At 70.0% G+C, this 17,094-nt stretch carries 15 protein-coding genes; 14 read left to right on the plus strand and 1 reads right to left on the minus strand.

Going from position 1 to position 17,094, the window contains the following annotated elements; genetic code table 11:
- Positions 1 to 176: 176 nt before the first annotated feature.
- From OQ789_RS07260 to OQ789_RS07275, 4 genes are read left to right on the plus strand one after another with little or no spacing between them, the layout of a single operon-like run.
- Positions 177 to 1,010, plus strand: coding sequence for a class I SAM-dependent methyltransferase (locus tag OQ789_RS07260; RefSeq protein ID WP_324684540.1), 834 nt, complete (start codon positions 177 to 179; stop codon positions 1,008 to 1,010).
- Positions 1,007 to 2,593 carry a glycoside hydrolase family 57 protein gene (locus OQ789_RS07265; RefSeq protein ID WP_324684542.1) on the plus strand — a complete coding sequence of 529 codons (1,587 nt, stop codon included), beginning with the start codon at positions 1,007 to 1,009 and terminating at the stop codon, positions 2,591 to 2,593. The genes OQ789_RS07260 and OQ789_RS07265 overlap by 4 nt, the downstream gene beginning before the upstream one ends.
- Positions 2,594 to 2,606: 13 nt before the next feature.
- On the plus strand, positions 2,607 to 3,851 hold the full coding sequence (locus OQ789_RS07270; protein ID WP_324684544.1) for a glycosyltransferase family 4 protein: 1,245 nt from the start codon (positions 2,607 to 2,609) through the stop codon (positions 3,849 to 3,851).
- 20 nt (positions 3,852 to 3,871) lie between these two features.
- Positions 3,872 to 5,227: a TIGR01777 family oxidoreductase gene (locus OQ789_RS07275; RefSeq protein WP_324684545.1), complete on the plus strand. Its 1,356-nt coding sequence runs from the start codon at positions 3,872 to 3,874 to the stop codon at positions 5,225 to 5,227.
- 4 nt (positions 5,228 to 5,231) lie between these two features.
- Here OQ789_RS07275 and OQ789_RS07280 read toward each other — a convergent pair whose 3' ends face one another.
- Positions 5,232 to 5,957 (minus strand): hypothetical protein, encoded by a 726-nt coding sequence (locus OQ789_RS07280; RefSeq protein ID WP_324684547.1) that lies wholly within the window; start codon positions 5,955 to 5,957, stop codon positions 5,232 to 5,234.
- Positions 5,958 to 6,376: 419 nt separating this feature from the next.
- On the opposite strand from OQ789_RS07280, the gene OQ789_RS07285 reads away from it, so the two are divergent.
- The 10 genes from OQ789_RS07285 (at position 6,377) to OQ789_RS07330 (ending at position 17,024) form a co-directional block, all read left to right on the plus strand.
- The gene (locus OQ789_RS07285) at positions 6,377 to 6,820 is read left to right on the plus strand and encodes an STAS domain-containing protein (RefSeq protein WP_324684549.1); all 444 of its coding nucleotides are present in this window, start codon (positions 6,377 to 6,379) and stop codon (positions 6,818 to 6,820) included.
- Between the two features lie 319 nt (positions 6,821 to 7,139).
- Positions 7,140 to 8,255 carry a polyprenyl synthetase family protein gene (locus OQ789_RS07290; protein WP_420716061.1) on the plus strand — a complete coding sequence of 372 codons (1,116 nt, stop codon included), beginning with the start codon at positions 7,140 to 7,142 and terminating at the stop codon, positions 8,253 to 8,255.
- Between the two features lie 28 nt (positions 8,256 to 8,283).
- On the plus strand, positions 8,284 to 9,804 hold the full coding sequence (crtI, locus tag OQ789_RS07295) for a phytoene desaturase family protein (RefSeq protein WP_324684551.1): 1,521 nt from the start codon (positions 8,284 to 8,286) through the stop codon (positions 9,802 to 9,804).
- A complete protein-coding gene (locus OQ789_RS07300) occupies positions 9,801 to 10,754 on the plus strand; it encodes a phytoene/squalene synthase family protein (RefSeq protein WP_324684553.1) in 954 nt (317 codons plus the stop codon). Before crtI ends, OQ789_RS07300 begins: the two co-directional genes overlap by 4 nt.
- Positions 10,751 to 11,074, plus strand: coding sequence for a lycopene cyclase domain-containing protein (locus OQ789_RS07305; protein ID WP_324684555.1), 324 nt, complete (start codon positions 10,751 to 10,753; stop codon positions 11,072 to 11,074). The genes OQ789_RS07300 and OQ789_RS07305 overlap by 4 nt, the downstream gene beginning before the upstream one ends.
- Positions 11,071 to 11,382, plus strand: a complete 312-nt coding sequence (locus OQ789_RS07310; RefSeq protein WP_324684557.1) for a lycopene cyclase domain-containing protein — start codon at positions 11,071 to 11,073, stop codon at positions 11,380 to 11,382. Before OQ789_RS07305 ends, OQ789_RS07310 begins: the two co-directional genes overlap by 4 nt.
- Positions 11,369 to 12,088: a class I SAM-dependent methyltransferase gene (locus OQ789_RS07315; RefSeq protein WP_324684558.1), complete on the plus strand. Its 720-nt coding sequence runs from the start codon at positions 11,369 to 11,371 to the stop codon at positions 12,086 to 12,088. Before OQ789_RS07310 ends, OQ789_RS07315 begins: the two co-directional genes overlap by 14 nt.
- Entirely contained in the window at positions 12,085 to 13,611 is a 1,527-nt protein-coding gene (locus OQ789_RS07320) for an FAD-dependent oxidoreductase (RefSeq protein WP_324684560.1), read from the plus strand. Before OQ789_RS07315 ends, OQ789_RS07320 begins: the two co-directional genes overlap by 4 nt.
- Positions 13,608 to 14,612 (plus strand): DUF5914 domain-containing protein, encoded by a 1,005-nt coding sequence (locus OQ789_RS07325; protein ID WP_324684562.1) that lies wholly within the window; start codon positions 13,608 to 13,610, stop codon positions 14,610 to 14,612. Before OQ789_RS07320 ends, OQ789_RS07325 begins: the two co-directional genes overlap by 4 nt.
- A 144-nt stretch (positions 14,613 to 14,756) precedes the next feature.
- A complete protein-coding gene (locus OQ789_RS07330; protein ID WP_324684563.1) occupies positions 14,757 to 17,024 on the plus strand; it encodes a catalase in 2,268 nt (755 codons plus the stop codon).
- Positions 17,025 to 17,094: the final 70 nt, after the last annotated feature.

A 17,094-nucleotide genomic window follows, 5' to 3' on the forward strand; every position in this document is an offset into this window, starting at 1 on the left:
CGGTACGCGTTTTTCGCAACGCACAGCGGTGTTACTGCTCGGTAACTTTGTGCGGTGTGCCTTCACACCATAGCTGGTCGCTCAGGGCATATTGCCCGCTCCTCCCCCGTCCGAAGATGCGCAGGCCCACTGCCCCGGTTCGCTAATCCCGCACTTCGCGTTAGCCTGCCTATGCAATGAGCGCACTGGTCCCTGACGTCCCCCAGCAGCCCCCCGGCGACACCGCGTCGGCGGGAGACGCCGTGATGATGCTGACGGGCGAGCGCACCATCCCGGGTCTGGACATCGAGAATTACTGGTTTCGCCGTCACGAGGTCGTCTACCAGCGGCTGGCCGAGCGCTGCGTGGGCGCCGACGTCCTCGAGGCCGGCTGCGGCGAGGGCTACGGTGCCGACCTGATCGCCGGTGTCGCCCGCCGCGTCATCGCGGTGGACTACGACGATGCCGCGGTGGCCCATGTCCGCAGCCGGTACCCCCGGGTGGACGTCATGCAGGCCAACCTCGCGCAGCTGCCGCTGCCCGACGCGTCGGTGGACGTTGTGGTCAACTTCCAGGTGATCGAACATTTGTGGGACCAGACACAGTTCGTCGTCGAATGCGCCCGGGTGCTGCGGCCGGCGGGCCTGTTGATGATGTCGACGCCCAACCGGATCACCTTCTCCCCGGGCCGCGACACCCCGATCAACCCCTTCCACACCCGCGAGCTCAACGCCGCCGAGCTGACCCGTCTGCTCGTCGACGGCGGCTTCTCGAACGTCTCGATCAGCGGCCTGTTCCACGGCCCGCGGCTGCGTGAGATGGATGCCCGGCACGGCGGCTCGATCATCGACGCACAGATTGAGCGCGCGATGGCCGCCGACCCCGGGGCGCCGTGGCCGCCCGAGCTGGCCGCCGACGTCGCCTCGGTCACCACCGCCGACTTCGAGCTGGTCGAGGCCGGCGCGGGCGCGCGCGCCGGCCACCACATCGACGACAGCCTCGACCTGATCGCGATCGCGGTAGCCCCGTGAGCGCGCCGCAGACCCGGGTTCCCGGCCTCTTCACGTTGGTTTTGCACACCCACCTGCCCTGGCTCGCCCATCACGGCCGCTGGCCGGTCGGCGAGGAATGGCTGTATCAATCCTGGGCGGCGGCCTACCTGCCGCTGATGCGGGTGCTGAATACCTTGGCCGGCGAAGACCGCCGGGGCGTGCTCACGCTGGGCGTCACGCCGGTGGTGAACGCGCAGCTCGACGATCCCTACTGCCTGGACGGCATGCATCACTGGCTGGCCAACTGGCGGCTGCGCGCACTGGAGGCCACCAGCGTGCGATCCGCCCCCCGCTCGAAGTCGGCCGGCTACCAATCATGTACACCGGAAGCCTTGCGCGACTTGGGGATTCGCGAATCCTCCGAGGCCCAGCGGGCGCTCGACGACTTCGGCACCCTGTGGCGGCACGGCGGCAGCCCGCTGCTGCGCAGCCTGCTCGACGCCGGCGCGGTGGAGTTGCTCGGCGGCCCGCTGGCCCATCCGTTCCAGCCGCTGTTGGCGCCGCGGCTGCGAGAGTTCGCGCTGCGCGAGGGACTGGCCGACGCGCAGGCGCGCCTCGGGGGGCGACGAGGACCGGGCGGGATCTGGGCTCCCGAATGCGCCTACGCGCCGGGCATGGAGCACGACTACGCCGCCGCGGGCGTCACCCACTTCATGGTCGACGGCCCGTCGCTGCACGGCGACACCGCGCTGGGCCGGCCGGTCGGCGACACCGATGTGGTGGCGTTCGGCCGCGATCTGCAGGTCAGCTACCGGGTGTGGTCACCGAAATCCGGCTATCCCGGGCACGCGGCATATCGCGACTTCCACACCTACGACCACCTCACCGGCCTCAAGCCGGCCAGGGTGACGGGCCGCCACGTGTCCTCGGAGGACAAGGCGCCCTACGATCCCGAGCGCGCCGATCACGCCGTCGACACCCACGTCGCCGACTTTGTCGACATCGTCCGCAACCGCCTGGTCTCGGAGTCCGAGCGCATCGGGCGACCGGCCCATGTGGTCGCCGCGTTCGACACCGAGCTGTTCGGTCACTGGTGGTACGAGGGCCCGACGTGGCTGGAGCGGGTGCTGCGGGCGTTGCCGGAGGCCGGCGTTCGGGTGGGCACGCTCAACGACGCCATCGCCGACGGCTTCGTCGGGGACCCGGTCGCCCTGCCGCCCAGCTCATGGGGCTCGGGCAAGGACTGGCAGGTGTGGGCCGGCGACCAGGTCGCCGACCTGGTCACGCTGAACAACGAAGTGGTCGACATGGCGCTGAGCACCGTCGACAAGGCGCTGCCTCAGACGGCGTCGCTGGACGGGCCCCTGCCTCGCGATCACGTCGCCGACCAGATCCTGCGCGAAACGCTGCTCACGGTGTCCAGCGACTGGCCGTTCATGGTCAGCAAGGATTCGGCCGCCGACTACGCACGCTACCGCGCACACCTGCACGCGCATGCCACCCGCGAGATCGCCGGCGCGCTGGCATCGGGGCGCCGCGACAGCGCGCAGCGGCTGGCGGAGGGATGGAACCGCGCCGACGGCCTGTTCGGCGCCCTCGATGCCCGCAGGTTGCCGCGATGAGGCGGGCCGCGGCGTGAAAATCCTGATGGTGTCGTGGGAATACCCGCCGGTGGTCATCGGCGGGCTGGGCCGGCACGTGCATCACCTGTCGACCGCGTTGGCGGCCGCAGGTCACGACGTCGTCGTGCTGTCGCGACGTCCCACCGGAACCGATCCCCGCAGCCATCCGTCGTCCGATCACATCAGCGAGGGCGTCCGGGTGATCGCGGCCGCCCAGGACCCGCACGAGTTCAGTTTCGGCACCGACATGATGGCGTGGACGCTCGCCATGGGCCACTCCATGATTCGCGCCGGGCTGCCCCTGACCAGGCCGGGCACCAGCCGGGCCTGGCGACCCGACGTCGTGCACGCCCACGATTGGCTGGTGGCCCACCCCGCGATCGCACTCGCCCAATTCTACGATGCCCCAATGGTTTCCACTGTCCACGCCACCGAAGCCGGTCGCCATTCCGGCTGGGTCAGCGGCGCGATCAGCCGTCAGGTGCACGCGATCGAATCATGGTTGGTGCGCGAATCCGACTCGCTGATCACGTGTTCGGCGTCGATGGCCGACGAGATCACCGAACTGTTCGGCCCCGGACTGGCCGAGACCACGGTGATCTGCAACGGCATCCAGACGGCGCGCTGGCCCTTCGCCGCGCGCCGGCCGCGCACCGGGCCGGCCGAACTCCTCTACGTGGGCCGGCTGGAGTACGAGAAGGGTGTGCACGACGCGATCGCCGCGCTGCCGCGGATCAGGCGTAGCCACCCCGGCACCACGCTGACCATCGCCGGCGAGGGCACCCAGCAGGGCTGGCTGGCCGAGCAGGCCCGTAAACACCGGGTGCTCAAGGCAATCCGCTTCGTCGGGCACCTCGAACACGCCGAGCTGTTGGCCGCCCTGCACCGCGCCGACGCCGCGGTGCTGCCCAGCCACTACGAGCCGTTCGGCATCGTGGCGCTGGAGGCCGCCGCGGCCGGGACCCCCCTGGTGACGTCGGACATCGGCGGCCTGGGCGAAGCGGTGATCAACGGCCGGACCGGTGTGTCATGCCCGCCTCGCGACGTGGCCCGGCTGGCGGCAGCCGTGCGCACCGTGCTCGACGACCCGCAGGCCGCGCAGCGGCGCGCCCACGCCGCCCGCAAGCGACTCACGTCCGATTTCGATTGGGGGACGGTGGCCGACAAGACGGCGCAGGTGTATCTGTCGGCCAAGCGTGGGGTGCGACAGCCGCAGGCCCGGCTGCCCATCGTCGAACACGCCTTGCCGAACCGGTAGACCGTTCCTACCTTCGAGGGATGGGGCTGGACTATTCGAGCGTCGTGGACGCTTCGATCACCGACGTTTTCGATTGGTATGCCAGGCCGGGTGCGTTCGCCCGGCTCTCGCCGCCGTGGCAGCCGATGCGGCTGGTCACCGAGGCCGGCTCACTGCGTGACGGGCGGGCCACGCTGGCGCTGCCCGGGGGCCTGCGCTGGGTCGCCGTCCATCAGCCCGACGGCTATGACCCGCCGCGGCGTTTCGTCGACGCGATCGGCGGCGACGGCCTGGCCACGCTCCCGGCGCGAATTGCGTTGCGCTGGCGCCACACCCACGAGTTCGAAGATCTCGGAGACAACCGCACCAGGGTGATCGACAGGGTCGACACGGGCGTGCCCGGGTCGCTGCTGCTAACCATGTTCGCCTACCGGCACCGGCAGCTGGCCGACGACTTGGCCGCGCACCGGCTGGCCGCCGAGAGTGGACTGCGGCCCCTGACCGTCGCGGTCACCGGATCCTCGGGGCTCGTCGGTTCGGCGCTGACCGCCTTCCTGCGCACCGGTGGGCATCGGGTGATCCGGCTGGTCCGGCACTCCGCGCGCGCCGGCGATGAGCGGCGGTGGAATCCCGACCATCCCGACCAGGGTCTGTTCGACGGGGTCGACGCGGTGATCCACCTGGCGGGTGCCTCGATCGCCGGCCGATTCACGGATGGGCACCGGCGGGCCGTCCGGGACAGCAGGATCGGGCCGACCCGGCGGCTGGCCGAAGTGCTGGGCCGCAACGAAAGCCGGCCCGGCGTGCTGATCTCGGCGTCGGCGATCGGCTACTACGGCTACGACCGGGGCGATGAGTCCCTCACCGAGGACAGCGGGCGCGGCGACGGTTTTCTGGCCGACGTGGTGGCCGAGTGGGAAGCGGCGACCGCACCCGCGCGGCAAGCCGGGATGCGGGTGGTGCAGGTGCGCACCGGCATCGTGCAATCGCCGGCCGGCGGCACGCTGAAGCTGATGCGCCCGCTGTTCAGCGCCGGCTTGGGCGGCCGGCTCGGCGACGGGCGGCAATGGCTGTCCTGGATTGGGATCGACGATCTAGTGGACGTCTATCACCGCGCGCTGTGGGACGCCAGGTTGTCTGGGCCCGTGAATGCCGTTGCGCCGCAACCGGTGCGCAACAGCGAGTACACCGCGGCCCTCGCCGGGGTGCTGCACCGGCCGGCGGTGCTGCCGGTGCCGTCGCTGGGGCCTCGGCTGCTGCTGGGCGGCCAGGGCGCCCGCGAGTTGGCATGCGCCAGCCAGCGCGTGGCGCCCGCCGTGCTCGCCGCCGCCGGACACCGGTTCCGCAGGCCCGACATCGACGGGGCGCTGCGTCACCTGTTGGGGCGCACCGGCTGACCGACTACGTCGCGGTGCGCCGGCTGATCATGCGTGGCGACGACGACTCTTGCGGCGGGTTGTACGTGTGGCTGTCGATGTACACCTGCGCCATGACCGCCTGCCACGACTCGATCTGGGGCGACGACCGCCAGGTGCCCTCGACCAGTCCCACGATCACCGCGTTCTGGTCGTCGGTCAGGGTATAGACAGGACCGCCGAAGTCGCGGCGGTCGAAGCCCATCTCGGTGACGGCGAAGCGGCCGTTACCCACCGCGCTGACCGAGCCACACTGCTGGCCGGTCGCGCTGCGGAGCTGGCACACCGGCATGCCGGCCTGGGCGCGCGCCGCGGGCGCGGATCCCAGCCGGCGCCCCGTCGGCAGCACGTCGGTGGCCGTCACGTCCGGCGCGATCGAGATGACTTCGTACTCCACTGGAAGCATCGAGGTGTCCCCCGTCGAGTCCGTGTCGACCTGGCGGCGGCCGAGGACGACGTTGCCGATCGGCCTGCGGTCGCTGTCGGTCACCACCGGCTGGCCGTCGTCACACTGGCCACTGGTCAGGGCGAGGCGCAGCCGCGGCTCGACGAGCCCGACCATGCACACCGTATTGCCTTGGCGGATCTGCATTCCCGGATACACGGTGGCGCCGCCCGGCTCGGCGGCCGCCTCGCCCGCCCCGGCAAAAAGCGTCGCGGTGAATGCGCATGCGATTGCCAGCCGACAGCGTCTTCGTCCGAGCTCTTCCATTGGGACGCATCACCTCTCACGTCCATCAAGGGGTTTACCGCGATTATTGTTGCACACGCGTATACCCGCCTCCGAAAGCGCCAAACCACCAGCGTTCGGCCCGCAAACGAACAGATTATCGGCACCGAAAGGCCGGGAAACGAAAACTCGCGGACGCATGAACGATCGAACGCCGGTGCACGCGCTGATCGCGCCCCCGGGACGGTCGCCAGGCCGCCGGGGGCCACCGTGAAGCGATATCCCAGCACTCATTTCGGCGGTAAGCTACCGATTTAGTTGAGTTCACAGCTGCGTCTCCAACGGGAGCGGTTTGCGAAACGCCGTTCACTCCCAACTCACCAACTTCGATAGGCGCTCTCATGGCTGCTGTTCACTGCGCACAGTCCGCTGACCGGCATGACCCGGCACACTGCCGGTACGTGGCTCACTTCGACCGGGCACATCTGGCCGTCGCTGCCCGAAGTCTGTGCACCGTCCTGCGCGTCGACGGCGAGATCGACGCGTCGAACGCAACGGACCTCACCCGCGCGATCCGGAATTTCACCCGGCTCAAGACTCCCCTGGTCCTCGACCTGAGCAGTCTGCGCTTCGTCAGCGTCGAGGGTTTCCGGGCGCTGCTGTCCCTCAACGACGAGCTTCGCAAGGCCCACGTGTACTGCAGAGTGGTCGGCGGCGCGGCGGTTCGGCCGCTGTTGCTGATCGTTCATCACAATGGGCTGCGGACAGCCGGTTCGGTGGCCGAGGCCTTCCAGGACATCGACGACATTCTGCGGGCGCGGCGACAGTTTCTGTCCGATCTGACCGGGGCCACCACCCGGTCGGGTCCGCGCCACCCGCGCCGTAGCGTGCGCAGGGCCGGTTAACCCCTTGCGGCGGTCAGGTTTTCGCCTGGCCGCCCAGTTCGCCCCGGAAACACCGCAGCGCGTCGACGCGCCACCTATTGCGCCCCCGCCGGGCCTCCCGCCCCCGGCCGGCGGCCGATCACGGTTCATTAAATTAATGTTTAAGTTATTGAACAACGCGGGTACCTCGAAGCGGGCGGCGCAAGGGCGCGTCTGACGGTCAGCGTTGCCCGGTTATGCCCGGATTGATCGCGCGTTTGGGCCGCACGCGTTTGGGTCGCGCGGACCTGGGCAGACACCAACCCGTTCGGGAGGGAGCGTTTTGGGCACTATCGGAGCTTTGTCGTTTTCACCCGCCGCGGCTGCGCCGTCGGTCGCGATCGGCTGGCTCAGCGCTGACGATTTCGGCGCATGGCGATCGAATCTGCGGCGGATGGTGCTGGGCGATGTGGCAGATTTCGTCGCCGCGCGATGCGTCGGCGAACTCGACGATGCCCGCGTCGATGCCGCAGGCGACATCCTTATCCAGTTCGTCTCGGGCGGTAAATGCCTGCGGTCGACATTCGCCTACCTGGGCTGGCTGTGCGGCGCGCCGCCCGACGATGCCGCGCGGCGGGCCACGGCCAGTTTCGAGTTGCTGCACGCCTTCGCGCTGCTGCAAGACGACGTCATGGACGGTTCCGACGAACGGCGCGGCCGCCCCTCGGCGCATCGCCAGTTCGGCCAATGGCATCGGGACCGCGGATTGTCCGGCTCGTCGCGCCGATTCGGCGAATCCGCCGCCGTCCTGCTGGGCGACCTGTGCCTCATCTGGGCCGAACAGATGCTGCGCGACAGCGGCGTCGATCCACGGCGTCTGCAGCGCGCATGGCCGCGCTACGACGCCATGCGCACCGAACTGGCCGTCGGGCAGTTCGCGGATCTGACCAACGACGCGCGACAGACCCCCGGCCTGGATTTCGTGCTCGACGTCGCGCGGCGCAAATCGGGCAACTACACGGTGCGCCGGCCGCTGGAAATCGGCGCGGCCATGGGCCAGTGCGACGACCGGACGCTGTCCCAGCTGGGCCGCTACGGCGCCGCCATCGGCGAGGCGTTCCAGCTTCGCGACGACATGCTCGGCGTCTTCGGCGCACCGGCGCTCACCGGCAAGCCCGATGCCGGCGATCTGCTCGAGCGCAAGGCGACCAGCGTCGTGGTGGCCGCCCACCAGCTGGCCGATGCGCCGACCCGGCGTGAATTCAGCGAGCTCGCACACCGTGAAACCCTCGACGACGTCGCGATCGGGCGGTGGAAGGCGCTGATCGTCGAGACGGGGGCGGTGCTGATGATCGAGCGGATGATCGGCGAGCGCGTCGCCTCGGCCTGCGGGCATCTCGGCGACCTGCCGATCGACGAGCCCGTCCGCACCGCGCTGACCGAAATGGCGACCGTCTGCACGGATCGCGCGCAATGAGCGGCACCGACCGGAAGGGCTGCTGAACATGCGAACCATCGAAGGGCGCTCGGATCACGTGGTGGTGGTCGGCGCCGGGCTGGCAGGACTCTCCGCGGCGCTGCACCTGGCCGGCCGCGGGCGCGCGGTGACTGTGGTGGAGCGCGAGGCGTGGCCGGGCGGCCGCGCGGGCCGCCTCGACGTCGACGGCTATCGCATCGACACCGGGCCGACGGTGCTCACCATGCCGGACATCATCGAGGAGACGTTCGCGGCCGTCGGCGAACAACTCACCGACCGCCTCGAGCTGCTCGAGGTCGATCCGGCGTATCGCGCCGTATTCGCCGACGGCAGTTCGCTCGACGTGCACAGAGACGCCGAGCGGATGGCCGACGCCGTCGCAGAGTTCGCCGGCTTCGGGCAGGCAGCGGGCTACCTGCGGCTGCGGAACTGGTTGACGCGGTTGTACCGCAACGAATTCGACGGCTTCATCGCCGCAAACTTCGACTCCCCGCTCTCACTGCTCACCCCGCAGTTGGCGCAGCTCATCGCGATCGGCGGCTTCCGCAAGTGGGACCGCATGGTCAAGAGGTACATCAGCGACCCACGTCTACAGCGGATCTTCACCTTCCAGTCGCTGTACGCCGGCGTGGCGCCGCGCGACGCGCTGGCGGTGTATGCGGTCATCGCCTACATGGACACCATCTCGGGTGTGGTGTTCCCCCGCGGCGGCGTGCGCGCCCTGCCCGACGCGCTGGCCGCGGCCGCCGCCGACGCGGGCGTCCGATTCTGTTACGGCGCAACCGTTACCGGGCTCGAACGCGCCGGCCGCCGCGTCAGGGCCGTGGTGGCCGAGGGGTGCGGTCGTATCGCCTGCGACTCGGTGGTGCTGACCACCGAACTGCCGCAGACCTACGCGCTGCTGGGCCGCACGCCGCGCCGCGTGGCGCGGCTGCGCCCCTCCCCCTCGGCCGTCGTGGCACATCTGGGTTGTCCCGCGGTCGCACCCGGAACGGCCCACCACACCATCCTGTTCGGCGACGCGTGGGATCAAACGTTCACCGACATCATCGACGACGGGCGAGTCATGCGGGACCCGTCGCTTCTGGTGACCCGGCCGACGGCCGGCGACCCGGCCCTGGCTCCGGAGGGACGCGATCTGCTCTACGTGCTGGCCCCGGCGCCGAACCTCGACCGCGGCGGCATCGACTGGGCGGGCGACACCGGCGTCTACGTCGAGGAGTTGATCACCCACGTCGCCAACCGGCTGCTGCCCGATTTACCCTACGATGCAACGGTTTTGGATGTCGTCACGCCGGCCGACTGGGCGCGCCGGGGCATGGTGGCCGGCAGCCCGTTCGCGCTCGCCCACACCTTCGGGCAGACGGGGCCGTTCCGTCCGGGCAACATGGTGCGCGGCGTCGACAACGCGGTGCTCGCCGGGTCCTCCACGGTGCCCGGCGTCGGCGTCCCGACCACGCTGATCTCCGGCCGGCTCGCCGCCGACCGCATCACCGGCATCGCCGCGCGGTCGGGGACGCACATCGACATGAAGGCCGGGCTGCCATGATGCGCGGCGAGTTGAGCGCGGCCGGTATCGACGATCCGCGGCTGCGCGCCGGCTACCGCCGATGCCGCGAGCTCAATGCCGCGCACGGCCGCACCTTCTTTCTGGCCACCCGGCTGCTCGCGCCCGACCAGCGCCCGCCCGTGCACGCGCTGTACGGCTTCGCCCGTCACGCCGACGACATCCTGGACGATCTCGACCCGCGGGTCGGCGCCGACATTCGCTCCCGGCGGCTGCAGCAGCTGTCGGAGCGATTCTTCGCCGGCGGTGCCCAGCTGGACGACCCGCTGGTCGCCGCGGTCACCGACACCGCACGGCGCTACCGCATCGGCGCCGAACTCTTCGAGGACTTCCTGGCGTCCATGCGGATGGACCTCACCGTCACCGACTATCCCGACCGCAAGGCTCTCAACCACTACATGCGCGGGTCCGCGGAAGCCATTGGGCTCCAAGTGCTGCCGATACTGGGGACGGTGACGCCCGTGGCGGAGTCCGCGCCGTACGCCGCGGCTTTGGGCAGGGCGTTTCAGCTCACCAATTTCCTGCGCGACGTCGACGAGGATCTGCAGCGCGGCCGGGTGTACCTGCCCGCCGACGAACTGGCCGCCGACGGCGTCGACCGCGAGCTGTTGATGTGGTGTCACGCGCACCGCCGCACCGATCCGCGGGTACGGCGGGCCTTGGTGGCCCAGCACGAAATCGCCCGGCAGACTTACCGATTCGCCGGCAAGGGGATCGCCACGCTCGCCCGCCGCTCGCGACCGTGCGTGGCGACCGCGGCCGCGCTGTATTCGGAGATCCTGGACTGCATCGAACGAAGCGACTTCGCGGTGTTCGATCACCGGGCCACCGTGGGCAAGGCGCGACGGCTTCGGGTCGCCGGCGCGGGACTGCTACGGTCGTGGCGAGCGCGCAACAGCGCGCGAGGCGTTCGTCAGTCGGGGGCCGCATGAGCGATCGGTGGCAATACCTGGCCGTACTCGCCGCATGCCTGGCGGTCACCGCGCCCCTGGAAGTTTTCGGCCCCGGCGTCTACCGCCAGTGGCGGCGGGCCGGCAAAGCGGTACTCCCGGTTGCCGCGGTGTTCCTGGTCTGGGATGAGATCGCGATCGCCGCGGGCGTCTGGACTTACGACGGCGCCTACCTGTGCGGGCTGCGCATCCCGTTCCGGGTGCCGATCGAAGAGGTGCTGTTCTTCCTCGTCATCCCGGTGTGCGCGCTGCTGACCTACAACGCCGTGAACACCATCCTGGACAAGGTGCACCGCCGATGACCGGGCTCGGCTACACCCTGCCGGCGGTGCTGGCCGTATTGCTGGTCTGCGCAATGGAATTAGCGGTACTGCGGACGGGTCTCTTCCGGCGGCCGGCCTACTGGCTGTCGATGCTGATCGTGCTCGGATTCCAGATCCCGGTGGACGGCTGGCTGACCAAACTCAGTTCCCCCATCGTCCGCTACGACGATCGGCAGCTCAGCGGCGTGCGTTTCCCGTTCGACATCCCGGTCGAAGACTTCCTGTTCGGCTTCGCGTTGGTCACCGCGGTGCTGCTGCTGTGGGAGCGGCAACGTGCGCGTCGGTGACGCGCGCCCGGCTGAGTTGGCGGCCGCCTTCGATGCGGGTGCACCGGCCTATGACCGGCTGGTCGGCGCCAGTCCGGGCTACCACGCGCAGCTGATCCTGTCAGCCCGCCGGATGCGGATTCCGGCCCGCGGCAAGGGGTTACGGCTGCTCGACGCCGGATGCGGCACGGGCGCCTCGACGGCCGCGTTGCTCGCCGCCGCGCCCGAGGCCGAGATCGTCGCCGTCGACGCGTCGCGGGGAATGCTCGACGCGGCGAGCGCGAAACGGTGGCCCGCCTCGGTCCGCTTCGTGCACACCCCGGTGGAAATGCTGGCACAGCACGGGATCACCGGACCGTTCGACGGGATCCTGGCCGCCTACCTGATCCGCAACGTGGCCGACCGCGACGCGCAGCTGCGCAGGTTCCGCGAGCTGTTGCGCCCGGGGGGAACACTGGCGGTGCACGAGTATTCGGTACGCGACTCCCCCGCGGCCACCCGCATCTGGCACGCCGTGTGCTGGGGCATCATCATCCCCGCCGGGTGGTGGCGCACCCGCGACGCCGGCTTGTACCGCTACCTGTGGCGCAGCGTGCTGGCATTCGACGGCGCGGCGCGATTCCGGACTCGCCTCGAAGATGCGGGCTTCACCGCGGTGCACAGCGAGACGATGCCGGGGTGGGAGGCCCAGATCGTGCACACCTTCCTCGCGGACGCGCCGCGATGAGCCCCGATCGTCGTCGCCGAACCTTCGCCGCCCCAATGGGATTGGCAAACGTCGATGCGCTGCCGTCGCGCCCGCGGGTGGCCGTCGTCGGCGGCGGGATCGCCGGTCTGGCGGCCGCCACCGGGCTGGCCGAGCGCGGCGTCGCCGTCGAGCTCATCGAACGCGAGCGCTACCTCGGCGGGCGCGCGGGCGGCTGGACCGAGCGGGACGACGGCGCCGAGCTCGCGATGAACCGTGGCTTCCACGCGTTCTTCCGGCAGTACTACAACCTGCGCGCCCTGCTGAGCCGGATCGACCGGCAGTTGCGAATGCTCACCCCCGTCGCGGATTACCCGCTGATCGACGGGGCGGGGCGGCGTGACAGCTTTCGGGGGCTGCCGCGCACCCCGCCGCTGAATGCCGTGGTGTTCGCGGCGCGCAGCCCGACGTTCCGGCTTCGTGACTTCACCCGCATCGACGCCCGCGCCGCCGCACCGCTGGCCGCCGTGTCGGTGCCAGGCACCTACCAGCGCCTGGACCACACCGACGCCGCAACGTTTCTCGAGGAGATCCGATTCCCCGACGCGGCCCGCCACCTGGCGTTCGAGGTGTTCTCCCGCAGCTTCTTCGCCGACCCCGCCGCACTTTCCGCGGCCGAGCTGGCGACCATGTTCCACATCTACTTCCTGGGCTCGTCCGAAGGCCTGATCTTCGACGTGCCCTCGGCGAACTACGACACCGCCCTGTGGCAGCCGTTGCGCGGCTACCTGGAGGGGCGGGGCGTGCGGTTCCGGCTCGGCACCGAAGTCCTGCGCATCGACACGCAGCGGGCCAAGCCCTTCCGCGTGCACACCGATTCCGGCGTGCAGGCCGACGTCGACGCCGTCGTATTGGCCACCGACCTCGCGGGTTTGCAGCGCATCGTTGCGGCGTCGGGCGAGGTGGGCTCCGACGACTGGCGCGCCCGGATATCGCGGCTGCGCACCGCGCCACCGTTCGCCGTGCATCGATTGTGGCTCGACCGTCCGGTCGCCGCGCGCCGGCCGGCCTTCCTGGGCACGGCCGGCCACGAGCCGCTCGACAACATCAGCGTGCTGGAGCGCTACGAATGCCAGGCCCGCGGCTGGGCCGCCGCACACCATGGTTCAGTCGTCGAATTGCACTCGTACGCATTGCATTCCGCGCCGTCGCGCGATGCCGCGCTGCGGCAGCTGCACCGGGTGTATCCGGAAACCGCTGCGGCGCAGATCGTCCACGAGAGGCTGCTGCAGCGCAACGACTGCCCACTGTTTTCGCCCGGCTCGTATGCCTGCCGCCCGCCGGTATGCACGCCCACGCCGGGCTTGGTGCTCGCCGGTGACGCCATCCGCATCGACTTGCCGGTGGCGCTCATGGAGCGGGCCGCCACCACCGGCTGGTGCGCCGCGAACCAACTCCTGCAACGATGGGGGTTGGCCGGACACCCGCTGGCCACGGTACCCACCCAAGGCCGGTCATCACTGCTGCGATGGCTTGCCACCCGCGAAAGACCGCCCCGACCATGACGATTCGCGACCGGCTGCAACGCCTCGGCGCCACCGGGACCAAGGGGTGGCCGCTGCAGGTTATCCCGCGCATGTCGTGGGCCGATCAGCGCCCGACCTATCGGGACGCACAACCCGCCATCATCGAGGCCGCGCTGCAGCGCTCGCAGCGTAAGCCCACCGGCAACTGGTACGCGTTCGCCGCCAGCGAGGAAGTAACCGCCGGGCGGCCCTTCGGCGCACGCGTCGCCGGTGTCGACGTCGTCGCCTGGCGCGACGAACAGGCCCGGCTGTGTGTGGGGCCGCGCAGTTGTCCCCATCTGGGCGCCGACCTCGCCACCGGCACGGTGCACCGGGGTGCGCTGATTTGCCGCTGGCACGGGCTGACATTGGACGGGCACGCTCGCGAATTCGGCTGGAGCCCGTTGCCCGGCCACGACGACGGCGTCCTGGCATGGGTGCGGCTCGACGCGGTGGGCAAGGAAGAACCGTTGGACCGGCCGGTGACTGCGCACCGGCCGGCCGGGGCCACCCTGAGCGCGGTCGCCCGCATGACGGGCGTCTGCGAGCCGACCGACGTCGTGGCCAACAGGCTCGATCCTTGGCACGGAGCCTGGTTTCACCCCTACTCGTTCACCCGGCTCGACGTGCTCACCACACCCACCGAACAGCTTGACCGATTCCTGGTGGCGGTGACCTTTCGCCTGGGGCGCCTGGGGGCTCCCGTCGTCGCGGAGTTCAGTTGCCCCGGGGCGCGTACCATCGTCATGCGCATCGTGGACGGGGAGGGCACCGGCAGCGTCGTCGAAACCCACGCCACCCCAATCGGTTTGGGGCCCGACGGCCGACCGCGCACCGCGGTCCTCGAAGCCACTGTCGCGCACTCGGACCGGCCCGGTTTCCGGCGCGCCACCCGGGCGGCGCCGCTGATCACACCCCTCATGCGCTATGCGGCCGCCAGGCTCTGGCGCGATGACCTCGCGTACGCCGAACGCCGCTATCAGGTGCGCGCAACGTCGTAGGGGGCGCTCACGCGCGCGGGTTCTGCCGGTTTCCACTTCGGTACGCCGCTCGGGGTTTCGCCTCGCCGGTGGCGGGAACGCGGGAGTAAGCCGCCTGACGCCTCAGGCAGGCGTATCACATTCAGGCTTATCGAGGAGAATCCGATGGCGGAGGACAACGGGCGCAGCAGCCCGGTCAAAGGTCTTGTCGAGGGCGTCAAAGCAGCGGCCAAGCAGGCCATCGGCGCGGTGTCAGGCCAGGACTATCTGGTTCGCGAGGGAAAGGCCCAAAAGGCTCAGGCCAGCGGCTACATCCCCAGCGCACCGGGCGCCGAACCCCCAGGGGCGGCCGAGCCGACGACGCCGCGAGAGCCGTTGCCGCCCAAGAATGATCAAATCGCCCCGGATCTTCGCACCGCGACCGGGACGCCGGTGAAGGGCCCGGCGACCGCGCGCGGCCAGCAGGACGGCTACCTGACCACCGCTGACGGTGTGCGGCTGTATGACACCGATCATTCGCTGAAGGCCGGTGAACGCGGCCCGACACTCCTGCAGGACCACCATCTTCGCGAGAAGATCACCCACTTCGATCACGAGCGCATTCCAGAACGGGTGGTGCACGCTCGCGGCGCGGGCGCCCACGGTGTGTTCCGCGGCAACGGCGCGGCCGAGAAACTCTGCAAGGCAGGGTTTCTCAAGTCCGGAGTCGAGACCGCGGTATTCGTCCGGTTCTCCACCGTGATCGGCGCACGCGGATCGGCCGACACCGTGCGGGACACCCGCGGGTTCGCCACCAAGTTCTACACCGACGAGGGCACGTTCGATCTGGTCGGCAACAACATCCCGGTGTTCTTCATCCAGGACGGCATCAAATTCCCCGACGTCATCCATGCGGCCAAGCCGCACCCCGATCGCGAGATCCCGCAAGCCCAGACCGCGCACGACACGTTCTGGGATTTCGTCTCGCTGCACACCGAAGCGACCGCGCACACCATGTGGGCCATGTCCGACCGGGCGATCCCGCGGTCCTATCGGACGATGGAGGGCTTCGGCGTCCACACGTTCCGGCTGGTCGCGCCGGACAACACGACGTCGCTGGTGAAGTTCCACTGGAAGCCACGCCAGGGCGTGCATTCGCTGGTGTGGGAGGAGGCGCAGATCGCCGCCGGGGTCGACCCCGACTTCCACCGTCGTGACCTGGCCGACGCCATCGAGTCGGGCGCCTATCCCGAGTGGGACCTGGGCATCCAGGTGTTCCCGGACAACCCGGAGCAAACCTTCGAAGGCATCGACCTGCTCGACTCGACCAAGTTTGTGCCCGAGGAGTTGGCACCGGTTCAGATCGTCGGCACCATGCAACTCAACGCCAACCCGACCAACTTCTTCGCCGAGACCGAGCAGGTGGCGTTCCACACCGGTCACCTGGTGCCCGGCATCGACGTCACCGACGACCCGTTGCTGCACGCGCGGCTGTTCTCCTACCTCGACACGCAGATCACGCGGCTGGGCGGCCCGAACTTCGCGCAGATCCCGATAAACCGCCCGCACGCGCCGGTCAACGACATGTTGCGGGACGGCTTGCACCAGCACGGCGTGCATCCCGGTAACGCGCCGTACCGTCCGAACTCGATCGACGGCGGGTGCCCATTCGCCGCGGGAGCCGATCTCGCCGCCTTCATCGAGTCCCCCGTACCGCTGCCCGCGTCGACCAAACGGCGCGCGAACCCCGCGAGCTACGACGACCACTTCAGCCAGGCGACCTTGTTCTACCGCAGCCTGCAGCCGGTCGAACAAGCCCACGTCATCGACGCGTTCGGTTTCGAGTTGGGCAAATGCTACGAACCGGCGATCAAGGAACGCGAGCTCGTTGTCCTGGCGAAGATCGACACCGAGCTGTGTGCCGCCGTCGCCGCGCGACTGGGTTTGCCGGCGCCCGTCCCGGGCGACGCGCCCGCCGCGCCGGCGGCCAGCCCGGCGCTGTCCCAAATCGGACAGCGGTGGCCGGTCGCGGGCCGCCGCGGCGGCATCCTCACCGACGCGGACTCCGACACCGGACAGGTAACGGCGGCGGTGGCCGCGATCACCGCGGCCAAGCTGGTTCCCCTGGTGTTCGCTTCGCACGGCGGAACGCTCAACCCCGGCGGCGGCCCGCCGGTCTCCCGCACGTATTCGACGGGCCGATCCGTGGAAGTCGACGCCGTTCTCGTCGCCGGGTCGCCGGCCGTAGCCAGTGCGCGGACACTCGTCGACGAGGCGTTCCGTCACCTCAAACCGATCGGCGCGCTGCCCGAGGGGACGAATCTGCTTGCGGCAGCGGGCGTTCCCGCGGACGGAGAGGGCATCTTCGCCGGCGCGGACGTGTCGGAGCTCGTTTCGTCGCTGGCCGACCGCCTCGAGGAGCACCGGGTGTGGGACCGCGTCGTCCCCGCGTGACGGGTGTTCCGCGGCGGCCTGGCTGTTCCGCGGGATATCGAATCACGTTGATTCCCAGGCATGGCCCGCC

Source organism: Mycobacterium sp. 94-17, assembly GCF_035617725.1.
In the GTDB taxonomy this organism is placed as follows: domain Bacteria; phylum Actinomycetota; class Actinomycetes; order Mycobacteriales; family Mycobacteriaceae; genus Mycobacterium.

Bases quoted from the DNA above. Each gene is read 5' to 3' on its own strand.
- OQ789_RS07310 (WP_324684557.1), top strand. From the start codon at position 11,071: ATGACCGGGCTCGGCTACACCCTGCCGGCGGTGCTGGCCGTATTGCTG.
- OQ789_RS07260 (WP_324684540.1), top strand. From the start codon at position 177: ATGAGCGCACTGGTCCCTGACGTCCCCCAGCAGCCCCCCGGCGACACC.
- OQ789_RS07305 (WP_324684555.1), top strand. From the start codon at position 10,751: ATGAGCGATCGGTGGCAATACCTGGCCGTACTCGCCGCATGCCTGGCG.
- OQ789_RS07320 (WP_324684560.1), top strand. From the start codon at position 12,085: ATGAGCCCCGATCGTCGTCGCCGAACCTTCGCCGCCCCAATGGGATTG.
- crtI (WP_324684551.1), top strand. From the start codon at position 8,284: ATGCGAACCATCGAAGGGCGCTCGGATCACGTGGTGGTGGTCGGCGCC.
- OQ789_RS07280 (WP_324684547.1), bottom strand. From the start codon at position 5,957: ATGGAAGAGCTCGGACGAAGACGCTGTCGGCTGGCAATCGCATGCGCA.
- OQ789_RS07300 (WP_324684553.1), top strand. From the start codon at position 9,801: ATGATGCGCGGCGAGTTGAGCGCGGCCGGTATCGACGATCCGCGGCTG.
- OQ789_RS07325 (WP_324684562.1), top strand. From the start codon at position 13,608: ATGACGATTCGCGACCGGCTGCAACGCCTCGGCGCCACCGGGACCAAG.
- OQ789_RS07275 (WP_324684545.1), top strand. From the start codon at position 3,872: ATGGGGCTGGACTATTCGAGCGTCGTGGACGCTTCGATCACCGACGTT.
- OQ789_RS07330 (WP_324684563.1), top strand. From the start codon at position 14,757: ATGGCGGAGGACAACGGGCGCAGCAGCCCGGTCAAAGGTCTTGTCGAG.